The sequence below is a fragment of the Staphylococcus sp. AS1337 genome, assembly GCF_051408735.1.
GTDB lineage: Bacteria > Bacillota > Bacilli > Staphylococcales > Staphylococcaceae > Staphylococcus > Staphylococcus xylosus_B.
In genome coordinates this window covers 59604-80395 of sequence record NZ_JBOIHZ010000001.1, presented here as the reverse complement: position 1 = coordinate 80395, position 20792 = coordinate 59604, and the positions used below count along the sequence as shown (strand labels likewise).

Below are 20792 nucleotides of genomic sequence, written 5' to 3'. Positions count from 1 at the left end.
GAATAGGTTTGAATGTTATTGCAAATAGTTTTGGTATAAGATTAATTTTATTACCTTATACTTATTTTGAAAATATTTTAGATTTCCAAATTTCGTCAAACCACTTTAGGAGGTTTTCTATTGAAAAATGCAACGGAGTTAACGCAAATATTGAAATCGCTAGATGGACAGAAATATGGTGCTTATAAACGGCTTAAAGGGATATATCAGTTCAAACAGTTTCGACTTGCGATAGACCATATACAAGTAGACCCGTATGCCCCTCCATCCAAAATGAGGGTAGTGATGAGTAGAGATATAGCTAGTATCCCTAACAATTTATTGGACACTAAAGATAAAGTCATCGCTGTAGCAGACTTTTTAGCGCGAACTTTTAATGATAGTATAAGTTCATTTAAGCGAAACAGCCAAAATCCAAAAGCTGCATCAAACATTACTATAGATCAATGTGGCCAAGAAATTTTAGAGCGTACAGCGGTAGTAATCAATAAAAATGATATCGAAGTAAGACTTGAGATTAGTTTGCCAGCGGCAGGAAGAAAAATTTTAGGGAAAGCTGCGACAAGTACATTAATAGAAATACTGCCAAACATTGTACATGAATCATTGCTCTATAAAAATATAGATTATGTGAAATTAGATACACAGGTTACGTTAATGCTAGATCAAGCTTTTATTCGTGAGGAGCTTGAACGTCGTGATCTTGTTGCATTTATTGCGAATGGTTCGATTTTACCGCGCAAAAGTGGCGTATCAGATAAACATTTACCTGACGCAGTTGCGTTTACAAGTCCTAAAAATGTAGAAGTACAAATGACTATGCCAAGTGGAAAGACAGTTACTGGGATGGGGCTACCTAAAGGTATTACCTTAATTGTAGGCGGAGGCTTTCACGGTAAATCGACTGTGCTTGAAGCGCTTGAGCACGGTATCTATAATCATATTGATGGAGATGGTAGAGAATATGTTATTACATGTCATGATGCCATGAAGATTCGAGCTGAAGATGGTCGCCATATTGAGAAGGTGAATATTAGCCCATTTATAAATAATTTACCGGGAAATAAAGATACACATCAGTTTTCCACTGAAAATGCGAGTGGTAGTACATCTCAAGCAACGAATGTTATGGAAGCATTAGAAGCAGGTACATCATTATTACTGATTGATGAAGACACTTCAGCTACAAATTTTATGATTAGAGATAGCCGTATGCAACGCTTAATTGCACCTGAAAAAGAACCTATTACACCATTTGCGAGTAAAGTAAAACCACTGTATGAAGATTATAGTGTTTCCACTATTTTAATTGTAGGTGGCTCAGGTGATTATTTTGAGGTTGCTGACCAGGTGTTAATGATGGATGAATATGTCTTAAAAGATGTTACTGAAAATGCAAAAGCGATTGCCCAAACACCGGACAATACAACAAATGCTACAAATCATAGTGATTTTGGCAATCTACCTGCTAGAGTACCGTTAAAATCGAGTTTCACTAAAAAAGGAAAAGACAACCGTTTTAAAGTAAAAGGACGTTATTCCATTTTGTATGGCAAAGAACTTATCGATATTTCCGGTTTGGAACAATTGGTGGATACAAGTCAAACTCAGTGTTTAGCAGCAATGATCAATTATTATCAAAGTCATTTGTTAAATGAGCAGGATACATTATCTCAAGCGGCCGATAAATTATACACAGTTATTCAAGAGCAAGGATTAGATACAATATCGTCATTTGAAGGACATCCGGGCAACTTAGCGTTACCAAGAAAACAAGAGTTTTGTGCAACACTTAATCGTTACCGTGGACTAAAGGTGAAAAATAAATAAACTCAAAAACGCACCGGCAAATAGTTGTCGGTGCGTTTTTGGTTCATATACATATAATTATCGAATGATTTTTGGAAAATTGAAATTTCTAGTCTTTATTTAAATGAATAAGAATAATGTTATTTAATCATTTTACGCATCTTATAAACTTGCGCATGATTATTCCCGGACTGTCCGATAACTTTATAGCCCTGTTTAGCATATAAGTGTTGAGCCGTAGTGTTTTCAACTTCAACGGTTAACGAAATTTTTGTATAACCTTTATGTAACGCAAGTTGTTCAGCATATTCAAGTAAAGCACGTCCAACACCCATACCTCTGAATTGGGAAAGTGTTGCTAACATACTCACATGATACTCGTCTGTATTGCCTTCATCTAACCTTATAAGGGCGATTATATCTTTAAATGCATGTAAGAATTGAGGGATTAACTGCGACTTTTGAATTTTTGCAATTTGCCATACAGTCGTAAATGTTTGTTGCTGAAGTTCACTGTAAGGCAAGCACGATATAGCACCTGCGGGCTGCTCATTAACCATAGCAACCATTGTATTTTGATAACTAAAACGATTACTAGGTTGTTTCCATAATTTCTGCATATTACGAATTAATACTTGCTTGTCTGTTGTATAGAATAAAACTTTTGCCATATCATTTATAGCTAGTAAGTGGAAATGCGCGCCTTTTTGTAATTGTGGATAAGCCGGAATGATTTTTAAATTGTGCATTATCTATCCTCCTAAAAAAGTGTTCTACTTAACCTATACCCATATACATAAGTAAATAATTTAGCATTATTTAAAATAACGACTTACAAACTTAAAATAATTATATACTTTATTTAGATGAGGGTGAGTCATCGGGTTGTGTGACAGCACTGTTACGTTCCGTGTAAAACACCGACCAATAATAAAAAGGCTGGTAAGAATATAGCAATTGTTGCAATGATACCACCTGTAATACCAGACATAACGGTTCCAATATATGCAGCAAATGTAAATAACGGTCCTGGTACTGCTTGTGTTAATGCGTAACCTGATAAAAAGTCATCGGAACTAATCATATCAGTTGCTACAAATGATTGTTCTAATAAAGGTAAGACAACATGTCCACCGCCGAATACAAGAGTACCAGAACGATAAAAGTTGTCGACCATGTTAATCCACGAATTGTTAGTGACAAAATTCAATATAGATAAGATTAATAAAAGGCTAAAAAATAGTATATGATAGATGGCGCCTACTATTCGTGGAATATTAAATATTTTTATCGAATCTTTCTGTTCATCTGTTTCTTTAAAAAGCGCTAATCCAACTATAGCCACTACAGTCAAGGCACCTAATTGTGATAATGGATGAATGACTGTTATAGCTAACACTAAGGTGAACAATACTAAAATTTTTGTTTTTAAATCGGGCAATAATTTTTGTCCCATGCCTATAATTGCATTTAATACAATTGCAACGGCAACTAATTTTAGGCCATGTGCCCAACCTAAATCGTTGCTGTAAGCTAAAAGTAAAGTGGCGCCAAGCATTAGTATAATCACTGAGGGGATAGTAAATCCAATAAATGAAATTACGCCGCCAATCAAACCTGCTTTAGTTATACCAATACCGAATCCAACTTGACTACTAGCGGGTCCAGGTGAAAATTGACATAATGCGACTAAATTGGTGTATTGTTGTTCTATCAGCCATTGCCTCCGTTTCACATATTCATCATAGAAGTAACCAAGGTGTGCTGTTGGGCCGCCAAATGAAGTGCAGCCTAACCTCAGAGCTACGAGGAAGACTTCAAAATATTTCATAACAAATAACCTTCCAATTTTAAATTACTCCGACAATCTCTTTTAATTTCTGATGGCTTTTTTCTAGCATTTTCTCACCGAATGGAGTGATTGTGTAGTTCTTACGTTGTTTACCGGCAACGACAGTTTTTTCACTAACAAGTAATGACTCATCTTCCATTCGATGTAAAAGAGGATATAGCGTTCCAGCGCTCATTGAATACCCATGTGTTTTTAACTCATCTATCATCCAGCTACCATAAATAGGATGTTCATTAGCATGATGTAAAATATGGATATAAATAAATCCGAGAAACATACGTCTTTCTAATTTAGAATCGATATTATACAGCCCCTTTAATTATTAATAAAGTTAACCGATATCGGTTTTCGATTTCATGAATAACATAGCATGTATTACGGTGCTTTTGACTATATTTACAGAAAGTTTAAAAATTTATAATAAGTGTTACTTTATATATTTAAATACGCGTAATTAAGAATAATTAAGATTATTTACTAATGATAGATAAGTAAGGTACAATTATGTGTAAGCGCTTACTATAGTTATTTGACGTGTTAATTTAAGTCGTTTATTTAAAGGAGAATGCACATGAGAGATAAAGTAATTATTGTGACAGGCGGTAGTAGTGGTATGGGTAAAGCAATGGCAACAAGATTTGCCGAAGAAGGTGCAAACATTGTAATTACTGGTCGTTCATTAGAACGATTAGAAGCGGCCAAAGCTGAAATGGAGAAGTTTGAAGGTCAAGTGTTATGTATAGATATGGATGTGAGAGACTCTGAAAGGGTTCAATACACAGTAGATAAAACAATAGAAGCATATGGAAAAATTGATGGCTTGGTCAATAATGCGGCAGGGAATTTTCTATGTCCGGCAGAAGACTTATCACTCAATGGTTGGAACTCTGTTATAGATATTGTCCTTAATGGAACTTGGCATTGTACACAAGCTGTAGGTAAAGAATGGATAAAAAATGGTCAACAAGGACGCATTATTAATATGGTAGCAACCTATGCATGGAGAGCTGGTATCGGGGTGGTGCATTCAGCAAGTGCTAAAGCTGGTGTATTATCTATGACAAGAACACTAGCAGTAGAGTGGGGAAGTAAATATGGCATTACAGTCAATGCAATTGCGCCAGGACCGATTGATAATACAGGGGGCTCAGGAAAACTTAGTTTATCAGAAGAAGCTAAGCAACAAACGCTTGATAGTGTTCCGTTAGGTAGAATGGGGCAACCAGAAGAAATAGCTGGTTTAGCTAAGTTCTTATTATCAGAAGAAGCTAGCTATATAAATGGTGCATGTATGACTATGGATGGCGGCCAATGGTTGAATCAAAACCCATTTTAATTAAGGTGTGACAAGAATAACTAATTAACATATACCATAAAACTAATGGAGCATGTCGTTCGTACAGTTCTTTAATTAGTACACATAACTAAAATATAATTTAGTTAACGGATACAATTTTAATTTAACCTCATTCAATTGAAATTATCGTCCTTTTCTACTATGATATAGACTTGTGTTAAAAAAATTAATAAAAGCTTTAATTTACGAAACTTTTTGGTTCAATAACTAGAAAGTTTCTTTTTATGTCGTCTGATTTTTAAGGAAGAAAATGTTATTTTGAGGAATTTATGTGTGTGTATTTTAAATAATTAAGAAAAGAGGTGTTTGGGGGATGTTGTATAAAATCCATTTTAAAAATATATGTTTTTGTATTTTAGGTACGTTTCTTATTAGTATAGGTATCAATGCGTTTGTCATTGCTTCAAATTTAGGAGAAGGTGGCACAGTTGGTATTTCTTTAAACTTGAAATATACACTGGGTTTATCACCGGCGCTCACTTCCTTGATTATAAATATGATATTAATTGTGATAGGTTGGAAATATTTAAGTAAAACTACCGCAGTTTATACTTTAATCACAGTTATTTCGAGTTCAGCGTTTTTAGGACTGACTGAATCGTTTAATATGCATCTGGAATCTGATTTTATCAATACTGTGTTTTCTGGTGTGTTGATAGGAATAGGAAGTGGACTAGTGATTTCTGCACGAAGCACACTAGGTGGTACTTCTGTCATTGCTAAAATTATAAATAAGTATAGCGAGATGAAGACTTCGCAGGCATTATTTATTTTAGATTCAATTATTGTATTATCGTTCTTAATTGTACTTCCAGTCCAAAACGTATTATATACGATTGTAATGCTTTTTATTGTTGAAAAAAGTATGGCATTTATTATAGAAGGCTTTAATCCGAAAAAAGCGATTACGATTATTTCAGATCATAATAAAGATATCAGTTTAGATATTAATAATGAAACAGGTAGAGGTTCCACACTATTAAATGGTGTAGGAGGCTATGAACGTAAAGAAACAAATGTACTCTATGTCGTGGTACCGCAAAATCAATTAGCTAGAATTAAAAAAATTGTTAACGCGCATGATGAAAATGCATTTTTAGTTATCCATGACGTGCGCGACGTCTTAGGTAATGGATTTATGAAACTACAATAAATTCGGTAGTGTAGTTAGGAAATCAGCTTTTTATAAAATGATTGCGTGATTTCAACGAGTTATTTACTGCTTATATAATTGATGTTTTGAAGATCCGTGGCTTATGTTGAAGCCTCGGGTCTTTTTAAATTTAAAAATAGCTATAAATGAACCTATTGACATAGATCTCTTTATAGCTGAATTTAATATGTTAATTATGGATGGAAAATAACCTTATTAAAATGTTTCTTGTTATTTACGATTGCATCAAATGTGGCAGGACCTTGTGCCAAATCTAGATAATCTGAAATCATAGCATGTACTTTAATTTTCCCAGTAGACATATAATGTAGTGATGCATGCCATTCTTCACCTGGAAATGGTGCAGATAAGCCATTCCAAGAACCAATAACATTGAGCTCATTACGTAATATCTTTTCAAAATGTTCACGATTGATTTCAATATCTGAATAAGGAATACCAAGCAGTAAGACTTCCCCACCTTTAGACGGTAATGTTAATACTTGCCCTATAGTAAATGGTGAGCCAGCAGATTCAACGGCTACATCTATGTTATAAGGGAGTGTTTTAATAAGTTCATTTAGATTTTTCTCTTTAGAATTAATTGTATAATCAACACCAAGTGTTTTAGCAATTTCTAGTTTGTTGGAGTCTATATCTATAGCAATAGTCTTAGCAGCACCAAATATTTTAGCCCATTGTAAGGCTAGTAATCCAATACTTCCGCAACCGATGACAGCCACAGTCGCACCGGGTTTCATAGTTGTTCTATAAAACCCATGTGCTACCACTGCAGACGGTTCAACCATAGCGGCCGTATCAAAATCTACATTATTAGGTAACTTTAAGACGTTATGAGCTGGCAGTTTAACGTATTCTGCAAAACAACCCGGTTCATAAGAACCTATGACATATAAATTTTCACATCTAGAATATGCACCTTTTTCACATTGTTCACAGTTGTGACATGCAATCGCAGGGCATCCTGTCACGGCATCACCAACAGATAAATGTTTTACATCATTGCCTATACTATGGACGGTACCTGAAAACTCATGGCCAAATGGTGTACCTGCTCGGTAAGGCCCTAATTTTTTATAACGCGAATTGTCGGAACCGCAAATTCCTGTTGCTACTACTTTGATAATAACATCATTGCTATTGTCAATTTTAGGAGATTTCGTTTCTTCATATCTTAAATCTTGAATGCCATATAAGTTTAAAGCTTTCAAATGTTGTCACCTCTTAACTTTTAAATATGAAATGAATTAACCTTGCTCAGCATTTGTTTTTCTCTTTTTAAAAAATTTAGCGACAAAGTAACCGAAAATGACGATAGTATTTGCATATAGTAAGTTGTCCATATATAAATCTGTAATATTCCTCAAGGGTCCAAGCATGAAATCCAACATTAGTTCTACCATATTTTTACGCTCCTTTTATCGTTTGTATATTAACGATGAATATTTTGAAATTATTCGATAGGGCGAAGTAATACTTTGATACCTTCACCACTCTTGATATGGTCGTATCCTTCTGTCCATTGTTTAATATTAAGCTCGTTTGTAATAAGAGACTCTGCGTCGACTTCTCCACGGCTTAGCAGTTGTAAAGAAGGTTCCCAATCTGCTGGTTTTTGGCTTCTAGTACCTACAATACGTAATTCTTTTTGAACTATTTGTTCTAAATTGAATGGGATTTCGCTATCTTTAAAGATACCAACTTGGACATATTGTCCTTTTTTACGTAAAATATCTAATCCTTGTTTGGCGGCCGGTATTGCACCAGAACATTCTAATACGACATTTGCGCCATAACCATTAGTGACTTTATTTACATATGATTTCAAATCAGTATTTTGAATATTAACTACATGATCTAAGTTAAGTTCATATGCTTTATCTAGTCTTGCTTGATCATTATTCAATCCGGTTATTATAACTTTAGCGCCTTTACTTTTAACAACTTGAGCGACTAACAGCCCAATAGGACCAGGGCCAATAACAACAACAACATCTTCAGGTTGGATGTCAATTTTAGAAACGGCATGGTGCGCGCAGGCTAATGGTTCAGTCATCGCAGCAGCTTTGTAAGAAACATTGTCTGGTATGTGATGGGCGCTAGTTGCTGGAGTAACTAAGTATTGCGTGAAACCACCGTTTTGTTGAGTGCCCAAGCCTTTACGATGATTACATAAGTTATAATCACCATTTTGACAATAGTCACATTCCCCACAAATGTAATATGTTGTTTCGGAAGTAACACGATCCCCAATAGTAAAATTTGTAATATTTGTACCGACTTCTACAACCTCGCCTGAGAATTCATGGCCGAGTATAACTGGAAAATTCACTTTATAATGTCCTTCGTATGTGTGAATATCTGTACCACAAATACCTGCATAATGAACTTTTATTTTTATTTCATCTTTGTTTGGTGAAGGTGTTTCTGTATCTAATACTTCTAGGTTTCCAAAACCTTCTTTAGTTTTAACGAGTGCTTTCATGTGAAGTCATCTCCTATCAGTTAATTAAATAAGCCAAAGAATTTGAATATAATATAGTTTAAGATGTTACCACCTTGGTCTATACTTGAAATTTGTGATGAACCAGCTGGCATTTTCACATTTGTACCTTCCGCCATACTTGTGAATATCGGTGCAACATCAGTTGCGATATATAAGGAAATTGCAATCATGATTGTGCCAACAATAACTGAGTGTATAATGTTTCCTCGAGCAGCACCTACAATAAAAGCGACAATAAATGGAATTGTTGCTAAGTCACCAAAAGGTAGCACTTGGTTACCAGGCAAAATAACAGCTAACAATACGGTAATAGGCACTAAAATTAAAGCGGTTGCGATAACTGCTGGATGTCCTAATGCAACAGCCGCATCTAAGCCAATGTAGATTTCACGATCACCAAAACGTTTGTTTAGCCATGTACGTGCGGATTCTGAAACAGGCATTAAACCTTCCATCAGAATCTTAACCATGCGAGGCATCAACACCATAACTGCAGCCATGGACATACCAAGATTTATTACGTCACCAGCGTTGTAGCCAGCTAATAAGCCAATTGCTAAACCGAGTACTAAACCGACAAATATAGATTCACCAAATGCACCGAATCTTTTTTGAATCGTTTCAGGATCTGCATTTAAGTTTTTAATTACAGGTACTTTTTGCAATCCTTTTACTAAGAAAATACCTGGAGCATATGAAATTGTACTACCTGTTGCAATAGACACCCCAGGTAAGTCATAAAATTTACTCATCATTGGTGCAGTCCAATCGGCCACTTTTAGACAAACAATTTGGAATACTGCAGCGGCTATTAAAGATTGCCAAATACTGCCAGATATTGCATAAACCATGGCACCCATAAAGGTATAGTGCCAGAAATTCCAGATATCTACGTTCATAGTACGTGTTGTTTTTGTTAATAACATTGCGATGTTAACGACAATGCCTAAAGGAATAATAAATGCAGCAATTGTAGAGGCCCATGCAATAGAAGACGTTGCTGGCCAACCTACATCAATGACATTTAAACTAACCCCTAAGTTTTTAACCATGGCTTGAGCAGCAGGGCCAAGGTTGTTAACTAGTAAGTCAATAACTAAGAAAATCCCAACGAATGCAACACCAATTGTCAGACCTGACCTGAATGCTGCTCCTACTTTTTGCCTAAAGAATAATCCTAATAAGAATATAACGATAGGAAGTATAACTGTTGCCCCTAAATCTAAAAAAGCTTGAATAAAATCTACAAATCCACTCATCCCATACACCATCCTCTTTATATAAAGTACTATTGGTATAAATTAAGATGTCACTTTGTTATAACTATAAAAATTGTTACGGTATTTATCCCAACAGTTCGTACGATCATTTTAATAAATAGTTCATTAGCTTTGTAATGCATCTAGAATTTCTTTTTTAGTATCTTCAACCCCAATACCAGTTAAAAAGTTACGTGCATTAATAACAGGAAAGTCGTATTCTTTTTGCGTCATAGCAGTTGTAACTAATAAGTCTGCTGTATCAACATACGAGCCTACCTCAGAAATTTTTATTTGTTTTAAATCTACTTTGATGTTGTGTTCTTTCGCCATTTCTTCAATTGCACTGTTCACTACCGTTGATGTTGCAATACCTGCACCACATGCTACTAATACTTGTTTCATAATAAATTCCTCCTAATTTTTGATATATATTTAAGGTATACTGCTTAAAAGTTTCATTATTCCAAAAAGCTGTTTATGCTTCTCTAATTTCATGTTCAATAATATCTACGATGTGAGTATTGTTTGTTGAATTTGCAATGGCTTCAAGTATTTGATTGTTTTGAAAAATACCCATTAATTTTTGGAGTAATGATAATTGTTTATCTTCTTTATCCATTGCGAGCATGAAAATTAATTTTACATCTGTTGTTGCTTCAAGTTCTCCCATAATTACAAAAGGTACGGTTTCTTTAAGTACAGCCACGCCGATAGACTTTGAATTAACGTGTTGAATGTCTGTGTGTGGAATTGCTACCGAACAATACACTGTAGGTAATCCTGTAGCAAAGGATGCTTCTCTTTCAATAACTGCATTTTCATAAGATGCTTTGACGTAACCATTGTTGTACATCCGTTTGGCTAATTGACTTAACGCCTCTTCTTTTGTGGTTGCCTCTAAACCTATAATGATGTTAGATGTATCCAATTTTAAACTTTCCATATGGCTCAACCCCTTTGTTTTACTCTATTATTGAAAAGTGTTTAATGACTTCGAACACTTGTGATTTTGAATCAGTTTGTATAATGTTTTGTACCATATCGGCTTCTTGAGCCAAGTCTCGTAATTGTAGTAGAGGCCTTAAATGTTTAAATTTATCTGTAGCTGCAATAATCACAAATACATTTACATCAAGTCCTGTTTTTAGTGTTAATGGTTCATCTAATACCAACATACTCATAGAGGTACGGTTCACATTTTGTTCGTTTTCTGCATGTGGTATTGCGATATTTTGATTAATTACCATGTACGTTGCGTCAAAATATTGAATCATAGAATCGATGTAATTAGCATCTATATAGTTTTGGCTATAAAGTGGCTTAGCAGCTACTCGTATGGCTTCGTCTATATTTTTAACGTGAGAGATTAATTGAATATGATTTACAGGCAACAAATCTTGCAAGTTTAAATGATAATTCAATGATATTGAAGACGATTCGATTGATGTATAGGCATGAATCTCATCGAACTGTTGTTTAATTTCATTCAATAAGTTGTCCTCATTATGAATATCAGCGTGTTCACGTATCATCGCTAACATTTTTTGAGCGTGTATGTCAGTATCAAATGTGTTATTAAGTTGGCCGAATACATGTTGGCGTAGATGATGTTTTTCTTTAGCAGTTAATATCGTTTTAGTGATATACAATCTCTTATTTGTCATGATGTGCATTGGTGAGAAGACCACATCAAAATCAAGAGTGTAATGATTAAACTCGCGTAATGATAACGTATCTAAAAATATAAATTCAGGAAATACACTTCGTAGTTCTTGTAACATTAATTGAGAAATTGATGTCCCTTGTGTACAAACAACAACTGCTTTCACTTTTTTATCAATGTCTTCATCTTGTCTTCTTAAAATGCCACCGATAATAATGGTTAAGTATGCAATTTCATTATCGGGAAGATGTTGTCTTAATATTTTTTCCATTGGTTTAGAAGAAAGTTTTACAAGGTGAAACAATTCTTTATAATCATCTTTCAGAGTATTCTGTAAACTTTCGACGTCAGATAATTGATATCTAATTCTGTAAAAAGCTGGCTTCATATGAAACATTAATTGATTAAGTAACGTTTCACGATCTTTAAATGTGATGAAGGTGATTTTTTCAAATTGATCAAGCATAGACTGAAGTGCTACTTTTAATTCTGGTAAAAATGTTGAATCATCTAGTTCTGACCATTGCACGCTTGTTGATAAAAGTTGTAATGTTATAAACAGTTTTTCTTGTAGAGGTATATCAGAGTAATTTGAAGTGAGTATTTCTGTTGCTCGATATTCCTCAGTGTCCGAGAGATCATCATAGCCAATTGAAAAGGGTGAGACAATTTTATTATGTTGAATTCTTCTAATAATAAAATAGAGTTTATAACGTAGCGTTTGTGTACTTTGGTCTATAAAATTGCTTTCTAAATACTGTTCAATTTTATTAATTTGTGTATCTATTATTTGAAGCTTTTCTTTACGTAAGCCTAAAATATCAAAAACATCATGGTTTAGAATGTTTAGTGTATATGCTTTATCAATTAAGTTAGTTAAAAGTTTTCTGATTTCAAATTCATTACCTTTTAAATGATATCCCTTTTGTCGCGAGTATTTCAGCATAATATTATATGGTTCTAGTAGTGACTTTAATTGCTTTAAATCGTTTAATACAGTGTTCTTACTAATTTTTAAATCGATAGAAAAGTGATTTAACGATAACACTTCATCTTCTTTAAACAACATCAGTAAAATGAGATGCGCGCGCTGACAAGCAGTATATACTTGCTCATTTTCCTGTGGTAAAGGTTCAATATATACATTAAGAAAATGTTTTATTGCGTCATCAACGATGAAGAAGCCTTGGCTAGTACGCTCTATCGTAGGTAAATTTTGTTCAGTTAACCATGTATTGATTTTTTGGATTCTATAGCCAAGTTGTCTACGAGATATATTGAACATTAATTCGAGATCTTTGCCTTTAAGCTTAGGGTTTTTAATTAATTCTGTAATGACGCTAAAATTTTCTGTCTGTATATTGAATCCCTCCCTTGTTGTTGACTCTAATTTAGCACATAGCATCAAAGAGTTGTACATTCATCAGACACAAATCCAATTTCATTTTATGTACATCATTGTGATAAAAGTTGCAATATTCAATGAACATCATTGTTTTACGAGTATCATTAGATTATGAAATCGACAAGCATATAAAACTATTTTTTGTAGTTATGAAAAGAAGACGGGAAAATGTAATAATCGTGAGGGCGATATATTTATCTCTATAGTGTGAAATTACTATAAAATTTTGAATTATTGCGTTTTGAATTGACATATTTTTGACAAAATTTCATAATAGTAAATGAATATAAAAATCTAAATATTCACATAAATATGTTTGGAATGATGCATATCGATGAAGTAAGTATAAGATGTAAAGCAAGGACAATGTTGTCAGAGGCAGCAATAAATAAAATTTCTGAGGTATCAGGACAATTACAAATGATTGCCAATTTGAATCAGGCAAATGTCTTTATTGATTGTCCAATAGAAGAGCATGGTGAAGTTATTGTTGTTGCAGAAGCAGTTCCGGTGAATTGTAAAAGTTTGTATCAAGGATCTGTAGTAGAAGCTAATGTTTATGAAAAGTTTGAGCCTGCTGTATTTGAAGTGCTTTCAGGTAGTGAATTTGCACAACATCGCGCAATTTCACAAGAAGGTAAAGTTGTAGAGCAGAGCGCTACGCCAATTAAATTAGCTAATGAAATTATTGGTATTCTAATAATGGAAATAGACGTCAGTAATAAAATTATGGAAGAAAAAAGATTGAAAGCATTAACACAAGCAACTAGTACTCTAAGTGATTTGGTATCGAATTCGGAGAGTAATCCAATTTTTGTACCAGACATGATTGAAGAAAGCTTGTTTGATTTAGATAATGATTTGAACATACGTTACTTTAATTTAGCAGGAGAAGCAATGGTAAGTGAACTTTTACATTTGGACTGTGAAGCAGGATTAAATTTCATAGAATTGTTTCCATCTATCGAAAATATGCTTACAGATGGACGAATTATCACAATAGAAGAGCGTGCTCTACAAGGGCATTATTTTCAAATTAAATGTATACAGTTGCTTGAGGATGATGTGATGACCGGTCATTTAATTCTGTTAAAAGATATTACAGATTTAAAAGAAAAAGAAAGGGCATTAATATCTAAATCAGTTGCTATAGGTGAAATTCATCATCGTGTGAAAAATAATTTACAGACTGTTGCCAGTTTATTGCGTTTACAGATGAGACGAGGGTTGCCCAATGGGAGTGAAAAATACTTCCAAGAAAGCCTTAACAGAATTTTAAGTATCGCATCAGTCTACGAAGTTATACTAGATGAATCATCCACAGATTCTGTAAATATTGATAAATTAATTAAAAAAATTGGGAATATGATAGTTTATAACGAATCTCCTAATAGAACGATACATATTAATTATAAAACAGATGAAAATATCCACTTAGTTTCAAATATAGCAGTGTCTATCGCATTAATTGCAAATGAACTTATAACGAATTGCTTAACACATGCATTTAATGGACAAGCAAAAGGGGAAATAACAGTTTGTCTATCTTACAATGCTCAATCTGAATTAATTAATCTAAATGTACAAGACACGGGAAAGACTGCGTGTGAATTCAAACAATCATTTGGTTTGAAAATTGTAAACACAATTACGGAAAATGACTTAGACGGGGCTTTTAGAATTGAACGTAATAGTGTTGGAACGAATGCGAGAGTGGAGTTTCAATACAAAGGGGAGAATTAAAATGACATCTATTATAGTTGTTGAAGACGAGTCTATCGTTAGGATGGACATCGTAGAAATGTTGGAAGCTGCGAATTATAATGTGGTTGCTGAAGTCGGTAACGGAGAAAAAGCATTAGAAACTACTGATAAGTTTCGGCCAGATTTAATCATTATGGACATTAAAATGCCAAAAATGGATGGTTTAAAAGCGAGCAAAATCATTTCGAAAAAATACAATATTCCAATATTGCTACTGACGGCATATAGTCATTGTGAATATGTAGAAGAAGCGAAACAGGCTAATATAGTGGGCTATATTGTGAAACCTATATCCGAAGCACAATTATTACCAGCTGTTGAGATTGCAATGAGGCAAGCTCAAAATATTGCTGAATTAAGATTTGAAGTAGATCACACCAAAAAACAAATGAACGATAGGAAACTTGTTGAAAAAGCAAAAGGCATATTGATGAAGCAATTAAATTTAACAGAAGAAGCAGCTTATCAGAAACTCAGGCGAAAGAGTATGGACAAGCAAGTGGGTATTGAAATTGAAGCTTCTAAGATTATCGAAAAATTGAGATAATAAAACAAGTAAATATAAAAGCAAAGGTGCTTATTTGAATTAATCAAATAGGCACTTTTTTGTTTTTTTATAGTCTTTAACAATGGGGGAAACATTATGGAGCATATTGGAACGGTAATTATTTATATTATTATGGCGTGTGCAGTGTTAGGTGCATTTGGTGCGATTCGTAATGCAGATAAAGGTATAGGTAAAGAATTTATGGAAGGTATTTATACTATTGGGCCTATTTTTGCTAATTCAGCAGGCATCATGGCATCAATTCCTTTTATTTCAAAATTCATAGAACAAGTTTTTGGACCACTATTTGACAAGATTGGTGCTGATCCAGCAATCGCAGCTACTTCTATACTTGCAACAGATATGGGAGGATATCAACTTGCAGATGTTTTAAAGCAAAGTTATGAAGGATGGATAATGGCGATGATTGTTGGTTTTATGGCAGGGGCAACTATTGTGTTTACAATACCGCTAGGGTTACCAATGCTAGATAAACGAGATCATAAGTATATGGCGTTAGGAATATTGTCAGGGTTATTGGCTATACCATTTGGTGTTTTTATTTCCACGGTAATAATTCTATTAAGCCATACAAAAATTAGAACAGTCATTGATACAACAAGTGCAGCAACACATATATTTCAGATTAGCATGTCTACGGTATTTATTAACCTTTTACCATTAATTCTATTTGTATTAATCACAGCAATAGGGTTATATTTCTTTTCTGACATTATGATTAAAATATTTATTGTCTTTGGTAAGGTTCTAGATACATGTATTAAATTAGTATTTGTCTTTTCTGTAGTAGAAATATTCACAGGTTTGTTTACCACTATATTTGGGAGTTGGGGATTTGATCCTATTATGGCTGATAAGCACGACAATTTTAGAGCATTAGAAAATGCAGGTAATATTGCTATTATGTTATCAGGTGCTTTCCCGATGGTATATTTAATTCGTAAATACTTTTCTACAGGTTTGCATAAAGTTGGAAGTAAAGTAGGATTAAGTGAAGTAGGGAGTGCAGGTTTTATAGCAACAATTGCGAACATTTTAGCAATGCTTAAACTTGTAAGAGATATGCCACCAAAAGATAAAGTGCTCAATATTGCTTTTGGTGTATGTTCGGCATTCTTGTTAGGCGATCACCTATCTTATACAGCTAATTTCCAGCCAACACTGATACCTGCTGTAATGATAGGTAAGTTGAGTGCAGGTATTATTGCAATTATATTTGCATATATATTATGTATTCCAAAAGCGAAAAAATTAGAAGAAATTGATAGACGGGCAGGTATTATTGGTGAAAATGAATATTTAGAAAATAAGTAATAGCTCGAGTCTATAAATCCAGTACTTTCACTACTCAGAACGGTTGTTTCGAATATAATTCGTACAAAATTGATGAAAAATAAGAATGTAGCAGTTATTGTTTATAAAATTAAAAATCCCGAGACTTATAATGTCTCGGGATTAATTTATGTCTATTTTTAAATGTGTACTAAAAGGCTATGAAGTACATGCGCTTTTTATAGTCGCGCTCTAAAGTATTTATATATGTGTAATTATTTAGAAGTAGTTTGCAGTGATACCACCATCTACGTTAATATTTGCACCGTTTGTCCAGTCTGATTCATCTGATGCCAAGTATAACGCACAGTTTACAATATCTTCTGGTTTCCCGAAGCGGCCAGTTGGTTGTCTGTTTAATCTAGTGTTTTTAGCTTCTTCATCTGAGACTAACCACTCCATTAGTAATGGTGTTTCGATTGGTCCAGGACTTATTGCGTTAGTTCTAATGCCTTTAGGTCTAAATTGAATAGCTAAGGATTTAGTTAAAGAAACAACAGCGCCTTTGGATGCAGTATAGGCATCTTGTGGTACAGAACAACCCATTTCGGCGACAAATGATGCAATATTAATAATAGAACCAGAATTATGTTTCTCCATTTCAGGAATTACATATTTTGTCATAAAGAAAATTCCTTTAACATTGATATTCATGACTAAGTCCCAAACATCTTCACTTGTATTTACTACAGAATTATCTGCTTCAGGCATAACACCTGCATTATTGTATAGTACATCAATTTTTCCATAAGATTGAACAGTCTCTGCAACCGCCTTTTTAACATTCTCTTCGTTTGCAATATCTACTTTGAACAATGAGGCTTCGCCACCATTGTCCTTAATTATTTGAACAGTTTCAAGACCAGCTTGTTCATCTCTTTCAAAGACTGCAACTTTAGCACCTTCTTTGGCAAAGGTTTGTGCTGCAATTTTCCCCATACCGCCACCTGCGCCGGTAATAATACATACTTTATCTTTTAGTCTCATAAATTGTTCCTCCTTATAATAATAGTTCAGTATTGTATTAGCTCTGTTCAAAATAACGTGAACGTTCCCAAGTCGTGACGTAAGAATCGAAATCATTTTGCTCTGATTGTGCAGCTTCTAAATAGTGATTTGCGACATCTTCACCTAATACTTCTGTGACAACTTCACTATTTTTCCATTGCAAGATAGCTTCATGTAATGATGATGGAATTCGCGTAATACTATCTTGTTCGTAGGCATTACCAACCAATTCTTCACTTAAAGGAATCTTGTTATCGATACCATATAGCCCAGCCCCTATAAGTGCGGAATATGCTAAGTAAGGGTTCATATCTGCACCTGAAATACGAGATTCAAAGCGTAATGAATTGCCATCACCAACTACGCGGTAACCTGCTGAGCGATTATCTCTGCTCCATGCGATGCTAACAGGTGCCCAAGAGTTTGGTGCGAAACGTTTATATGAATTGACGTAAGGTGCAAACATTAAGGCAAAATCTTTAGTATATTTTAAAATGCCAGCTAAGAAATGTTGCATAGTTTCAGATTTAGGTTCTTCGGCGTCATCACCAGCATAGAAGGCGTTCGTTTTTGTTCCTTTTTCCATCATGCTGAGATGTATATGACCACTCGATCCAGTCCACTCTTCGTATGGTTTGGCCATAAAGGTTACGGATTTATCATTTTGTATACAAATTTCTTTCATTCCATGTTTGAACATGATGTGTTGATCGGCTGCATTTAAAGCATCAGAATATTTTAAATTGATTTCATGCTGTCCTTTGTAGGCTTCACCTTTTGAAGATTCGACAGTAATTCCCATAAGGTGCATTTGGTGTCTTATTTCTTGATAAATAGGCTCGTTTTTACTCCCTTGTAGTAAATTGTAATCTTCATTTAAATGTCCAGCAGCTTCCAAATTGTTGTAACCTTGTTTTGAAATTTCTTCGAAAGAATTATTGAATAAGTAGAATTCTAATTCACTAGCCATATGTGGCGATAAACCATGTGATTCAGCTTTTTTGATTTGATGCTTTAATATATTTCTCGGTGCAATACAAATAGGTTCACTGCCGTCTACAGAGTAGACATCACAAAAGACCATGGCAGTTTTTTCTAACCACGGTACAACTTTTAACGTATCTAAATCAGGTACTGCTAAATAGTCGCCGTAGCCCTTATTCCAATTCATAAATTCAAAATTTTCATTTGTATCCATTTCGAAATTTGTACCTAGTAAGTAGTTACAAAAATGTGTCCCATCTGAAATATCATTTTCTAAAATAAAGTCTCCTGTAATTCGCTTACCCATGAGTCTTCCTTGCATATCACAAAATCCCATGATTATAGTATCAATTTCATCTGATTTGACTAATTCAATTAATTTATCTTTTGTTATATTTCCAGTTACTCTATTTTTGTTTTGCATGTGTGACATCCCCTTAGCTATTTTATTTAAGTAAAGATAGTGAAATATATTTTAATTCTAGGAAGCCATCTAGACCGAAGTGGCTACCTTCACGTCCCATCCCGCTTTCTTTAATACCGCCAAATGGCGCTTGAGGTACACTTAATTGTGTTCCGTTAACGCCAATCATTCCAAACTCTAATTGTTCGCTAATTTGATATACTGTATTGATATTATTAGAGAAAAAGTAAGCTGCTAGCCCATAAGGTGAGGCATTTGCTATTTCTATTGCTTCTTCAGTAGATTCAAAAGTAATAATTGGTGCTACTGGTCCAAAAATTTCTTCTTGAGCAATCGACATAGTTGGCTTGACATCGGTTATAACAGTAGGTTGATAAAAAAGTTCTGAGCCTGCTATATCAGCTTTGTGCCCACCTGTTTGAATAGTTGCACCGTTTTCTTGAGATTCTGCTACTAATTTTTCAACTTTTTCAATGGCTTGTTGGTTAATTAATGGACCAACTTGTGCACCGGATTCATTACCAGGAGCTACTTTCAGCTTATTTACTTTACTAATGATTTTTTTGGTGATTTCCGATTTGATATCTTTGTGTACGAGTATGACGTTAATTCCATTACACATTTGGCCACTATTTTCAAATTTATTATCGACTATAGCATCAGCTGCGTTATCTAAATCGGCGTCAGGTAATACTATTGCAGGTGCGTTACCACCAAGTTCTAGAGATATACGTTTTATTTGTTTGGAAGCTTCACTCATTAAGGTTTTTCCAATTTTAGTAGAACCAGTGAAGGACATTTTTTTAACACGTTTATCGCTAAATAGTTTGTCAGATATTAATGAAGAGCTACCTGTAACAATGTTAGCAACGCCCTTATCGATGCCAGTAGCTATTAGTTCTTCAAAAATAGCAATGGCAATTCTAGGTGTTTCACTAGAGGGTTTCACAATAACTGTACATCCTGCAGCTAGTGCTGGCGCAACTTTACGTGCAACCATTGCACCTGGGAAGTTCCAAGGTGTAATTAGGCCACAAACACCTACGGGTTGTTTAATTACTGAAATACGTTGGTTTTCAGATGATGGTGGAATGATTTCTCCATATATACGTTTACCTTCTTCGGCAAACCAGCGGATGAATTTAGCACATACACCAATCTCACCAAATGCTTCATTATATGGTTTGCCTTGTTCTTCACTCATAATAGATGCAAGTTCTTCTTGTTTGTTAAGTAAGTTCACTGCCCATTTTTCTAAAAATTCTTGTCTAGTTTCAGTAGTATAATTAGACCAATTTTCAAAAGCATTAGCAGCGCTATCAATTGCTTTTTGAACGATTGGACCATCTACACTAGGAACTTCTCCAATAGTTTTACCATTTGCTGGATCGACAACTGATAAAGTTTTTTCAGTTTGAATTTGCTCACCATTTATCCAATTGTAATTTAAATTTCGTGTCATAAAATCGCCCCTTAACATGTAAAAAGGCGCTTACATACACAATCAACGAGATTGAGATATAAGCGCCTTTGCTTAATTTATATTTACTTGTGAAAATTCAAAATAATATTACTTGATTCTTTTATATATTGATATAAACAAAGATTACTAAAATTTTTAAATCTTGTCAATATTCAGATAATATATTATACTTTTTCACAATTAAAGACAGGGGGTATGGTC

General features: G+C 34.1%; 19 protein-coding genes. 6 read left to right on the top strand and 13 right to left on the bottom strand.

What is annotated here, in order from left to right:
• Positions 1-120 precede the first annotated feature (120 nt).
• The gene (locus ACSUE0_RS00370) at positions 121-1830 is read left to right on the top strand and encodes an ABC-ATPase domain-containing protein (protein WP_436955504.1); all 1710 of its coding nucleotides are present in this window, start codon (positions 121-123) and stop codon (positions 1828-1830) included.
• A 119-nt stretch (positions 1831-1949) separates the two neighbouring features.
• Here ACSUE0_RS00370 and ACSUE0_RS00365 read toward each other — a convergent pair whose 3' ends face one another.
• From ACSUE0_RS00365 to ACSUE0_RS00355, 3 genes are all read right to left on the bottom strand, one after another.
• Positions 1950-2558, bottom strand: a complete 609-nt coding sequence (locus tag ACSUE0_RS00365) for a GNAT family N-acetyltransferase (RefSeq protein WP_119613931.1) — start codon at positions 2556-2558, stop codon at positions 1950-1952.
• Positions 2559-2710: 152 nt separating this feature from the next.
• On the bottom strand, positions 2711-3640 hold the full coding sequence (chrA, locus tag ACSUE0_RS00360; protein ID WP_436955501.1) for a chromate efflux transporter: 930 nt from the start codon (positions 3638-3640) through the stop codon (positions 2711-2713).
• A 19-nt stretch (positions 3641-3659) separates the two neighbouring features.
• On the bottom strand, positions 3660-3962 hold the full coding sequence (locus ACSUE0_RS00355; RefSeq protein WP_436955979.1) for a PadR family transcriptional regulator: 303 nt from the start codon (positions 3960-3962) through the stop codon (positions 3660-3662).
• A 264-nt stretch (positions 3963-4226) separates the two neighbouring features.
• Between ACSUE0_RS00355 and fadH the strand changes: the two genes are divergently transcribed.
• Both fadH and ACSUE0_RS00345 read left to right on the top strand, forming a co-directional pair.
• Positions 4227-4997, top strand: coding sequence for a 2,4-dienoyl-CoA reductase (gene fadH / locus ACSUE0_RS00350; protein ID WP_182475151.1), 771 nt, complete (start codon positions 4227-4229; stop codon positions 4995-4997).
• Between the two features lie 334 nt (positions 4998-5331).
• Positions 5332-6171, top strand: a complete 840-nt coding sequence (locus ACSUE0_RS00345; RefSeq protein WP_119613934.1) for a YitT family protein — start codon at positions 5332-5334, stop codon at positions 6169-6171.
• 194 nt (positions 6172-6365) lie between these two features.
• On the opposite strand, the gene ACSUE0_RS00340 is transcribed toward ACSUE0_RS00345, so the two are convergent.
• The 7 genes from ACSUE0_RS00340 to ACSUE0_RS00310 all read right to left on the bottom strand — a co-directional run bounded on the left by ACSUE0_RS00340 (position 6366) and on the right by ACSUE0_RS00310 (position 12908).
• Complete coding sequence (locus tag ACSUE0_RS00340) at positions 6366-7403, bottom strand: galactitol-1-phosphate 5-dehydrogenase (RefSeq protein ID WP_119613935.1); 1038 nt, start codon at positions 7401-7403, stop codon at positions 6366-6368.
• 36 nt (positions 7404-7439) lie between these two features.
• Positions 7440-7595, bottom strand: coding sequence for a hypothetical protein (locus ACSUE0_RS00335; RefSeq protein WP_182475152.1), 156 nt, complete (start codon positions 7593-7595; stop codon positions 7440-7442).
• Positions 7596-7645: 50 nt separating this feature from the next.
• On the bottom strand, positions 7646-8677 hold the full coding sequence (locus tag ACSUE0_RS00330; protein ID WP_119613936.1) for a zinc-binding dehydrogenase: 1032 nt from the start codon (positions 8675-8677) through the stop codon (positions 7646-7648).
• A 20-nt stretch (positions 8678-8697) separates the two neighbouring features.
• The gene (locus tag ACSUE0_RS00325) at positions 8698-9957 is read right to left on the bottom strand and encodes a PTS galactitol transporter subunit IIC (RefSeq protein WP_017724018.1); all 1260 of its coding nucleotides are present in this window, start codon (positions 9955-9957) and stop codon (positions 8698-8700) included.
• 126 nt (positions 9958-10083) lie between these two features.
• Entirely contained in the window at positions 10084-10362 is a 279-nt protein-coding gene (locus ACSUE0_RS00320) for a PTS sugar transporter subunit IIB (RefSeq protein ID WP_017724017.1), read from the bottom strand.
• 73 nt (positions 10363-10435) lie between these two features.
• Positions 10436-10903, bottom strand: a complete 468-nt coding sequence (locus ACSUE0_RS00315) for a PTS sugar transporter subunit IIA (protein WP_119613937.1) — start codon at positions 10901-10903, stop codon at positions 10436-10438.
• A 19-nt stretch (positions 10904-10922) separates the two neighbouring features.
• Positions 10923-12908: a BglG family transcription antiterminator gene (locus ACSUE0_RS00310; protein ID WP_436955497.1), complete on the bottom strand. Its 1986-nt coding sequence runs from the start codon at positions 12906-12908 to the stop codon at positions 10923-10925.
• A 432-nt stretch (positions 12909-13340) separates the two neighbouring features.
• Between ACSUE0_RS00310 and ACSUE0_RS00305 the strand changes: the two genes are divergently transcribed.
• The 3 genes from ACSUE0_RS00305 (at position 13341) to eutH (ending at position 16674) form a co-directional block, all read left to right on the top strand.
• On the top strand, positions 13341-14771 hold the full coding sequence (locus tag ACSUE0_RS00305; protein WP_436955495.1) for a sensor histidine kinase: 1431 nt from the start codon (positions 13341-13343) through the stop codon (positions 14769-14771).
• A gap of 1 nt (position 14772) precedes the next feature.
• A complete protein-coding gene (locus ACSUE0_RS00300; protein WP_119613940.1) occupies positions 14773-15339 on the top strand; it encodes an ANTAR domain-containing response regulator in 567 nt (188 codons plus the stop codon).
• Between the two features lie 96 nt (positions 15340-15435).
• On the top strand, positions 15436-16674 hold the full coding sequence (eutH, locus tag ACSUE0_RS00295) for an ethanolamine utilization protein EutH (RefSeq protein ID WP_436955493.1): 1239 nt from the start codon (positions 15436-15438) through the stop codon (positions 16672-16674).
• Positions 16675-16911: 237 nt separating this feature from the next.
• On the opposite strand, the gene ACSUE0_RS00290 is transcribed toward eutH, so the two are convergent.
• The 3 genes from ACSUE0_RS00290 to ACSUE0_RS00280 are packed head-to-tail and all read right to left on the bottom strand — an operon-like array spanning position 16912 to position 20570.
• Positions 16912-17679: an SDR family NAD(P)-dependent oxidoreductase gene (locus ACSUE0_RS00290; protein ID WP_119613942.1), complete on the bottom strand. Its 768-nt coding sequence runs from the start codon at positions 17677-17679 to the stop codon at positions 16912-16914.
• A gap of 37 nt (positions 17680-17716) precedes the next feature.
• Positions 17717-19108: a glutamine synthetase family protein gene (locus ACSUE0_RS00285; protein WP_017724010.1), complete on the bottom strand. Its 1392-nt coding sequence runs from the start codon at positions 19106-19108 to the stop codon at positions 17717-17719.
• Positions 19109-19130: 22 nt separating this feature from the next.
• Positions 19131-20570: an NAD-dependent succinate-semialdehyde dehydrogenase gene (locus ACSUE0_RS00280; protein WP_119613943.1), complete on the bottom strand. Its 1440-nt coding sequence runs from the start codon at positions 20568-20570 to the stop codon at positions 19131-19133.
• Between the last annotated feature and the right edge of the window lie 222 nt (positions 20571-20792).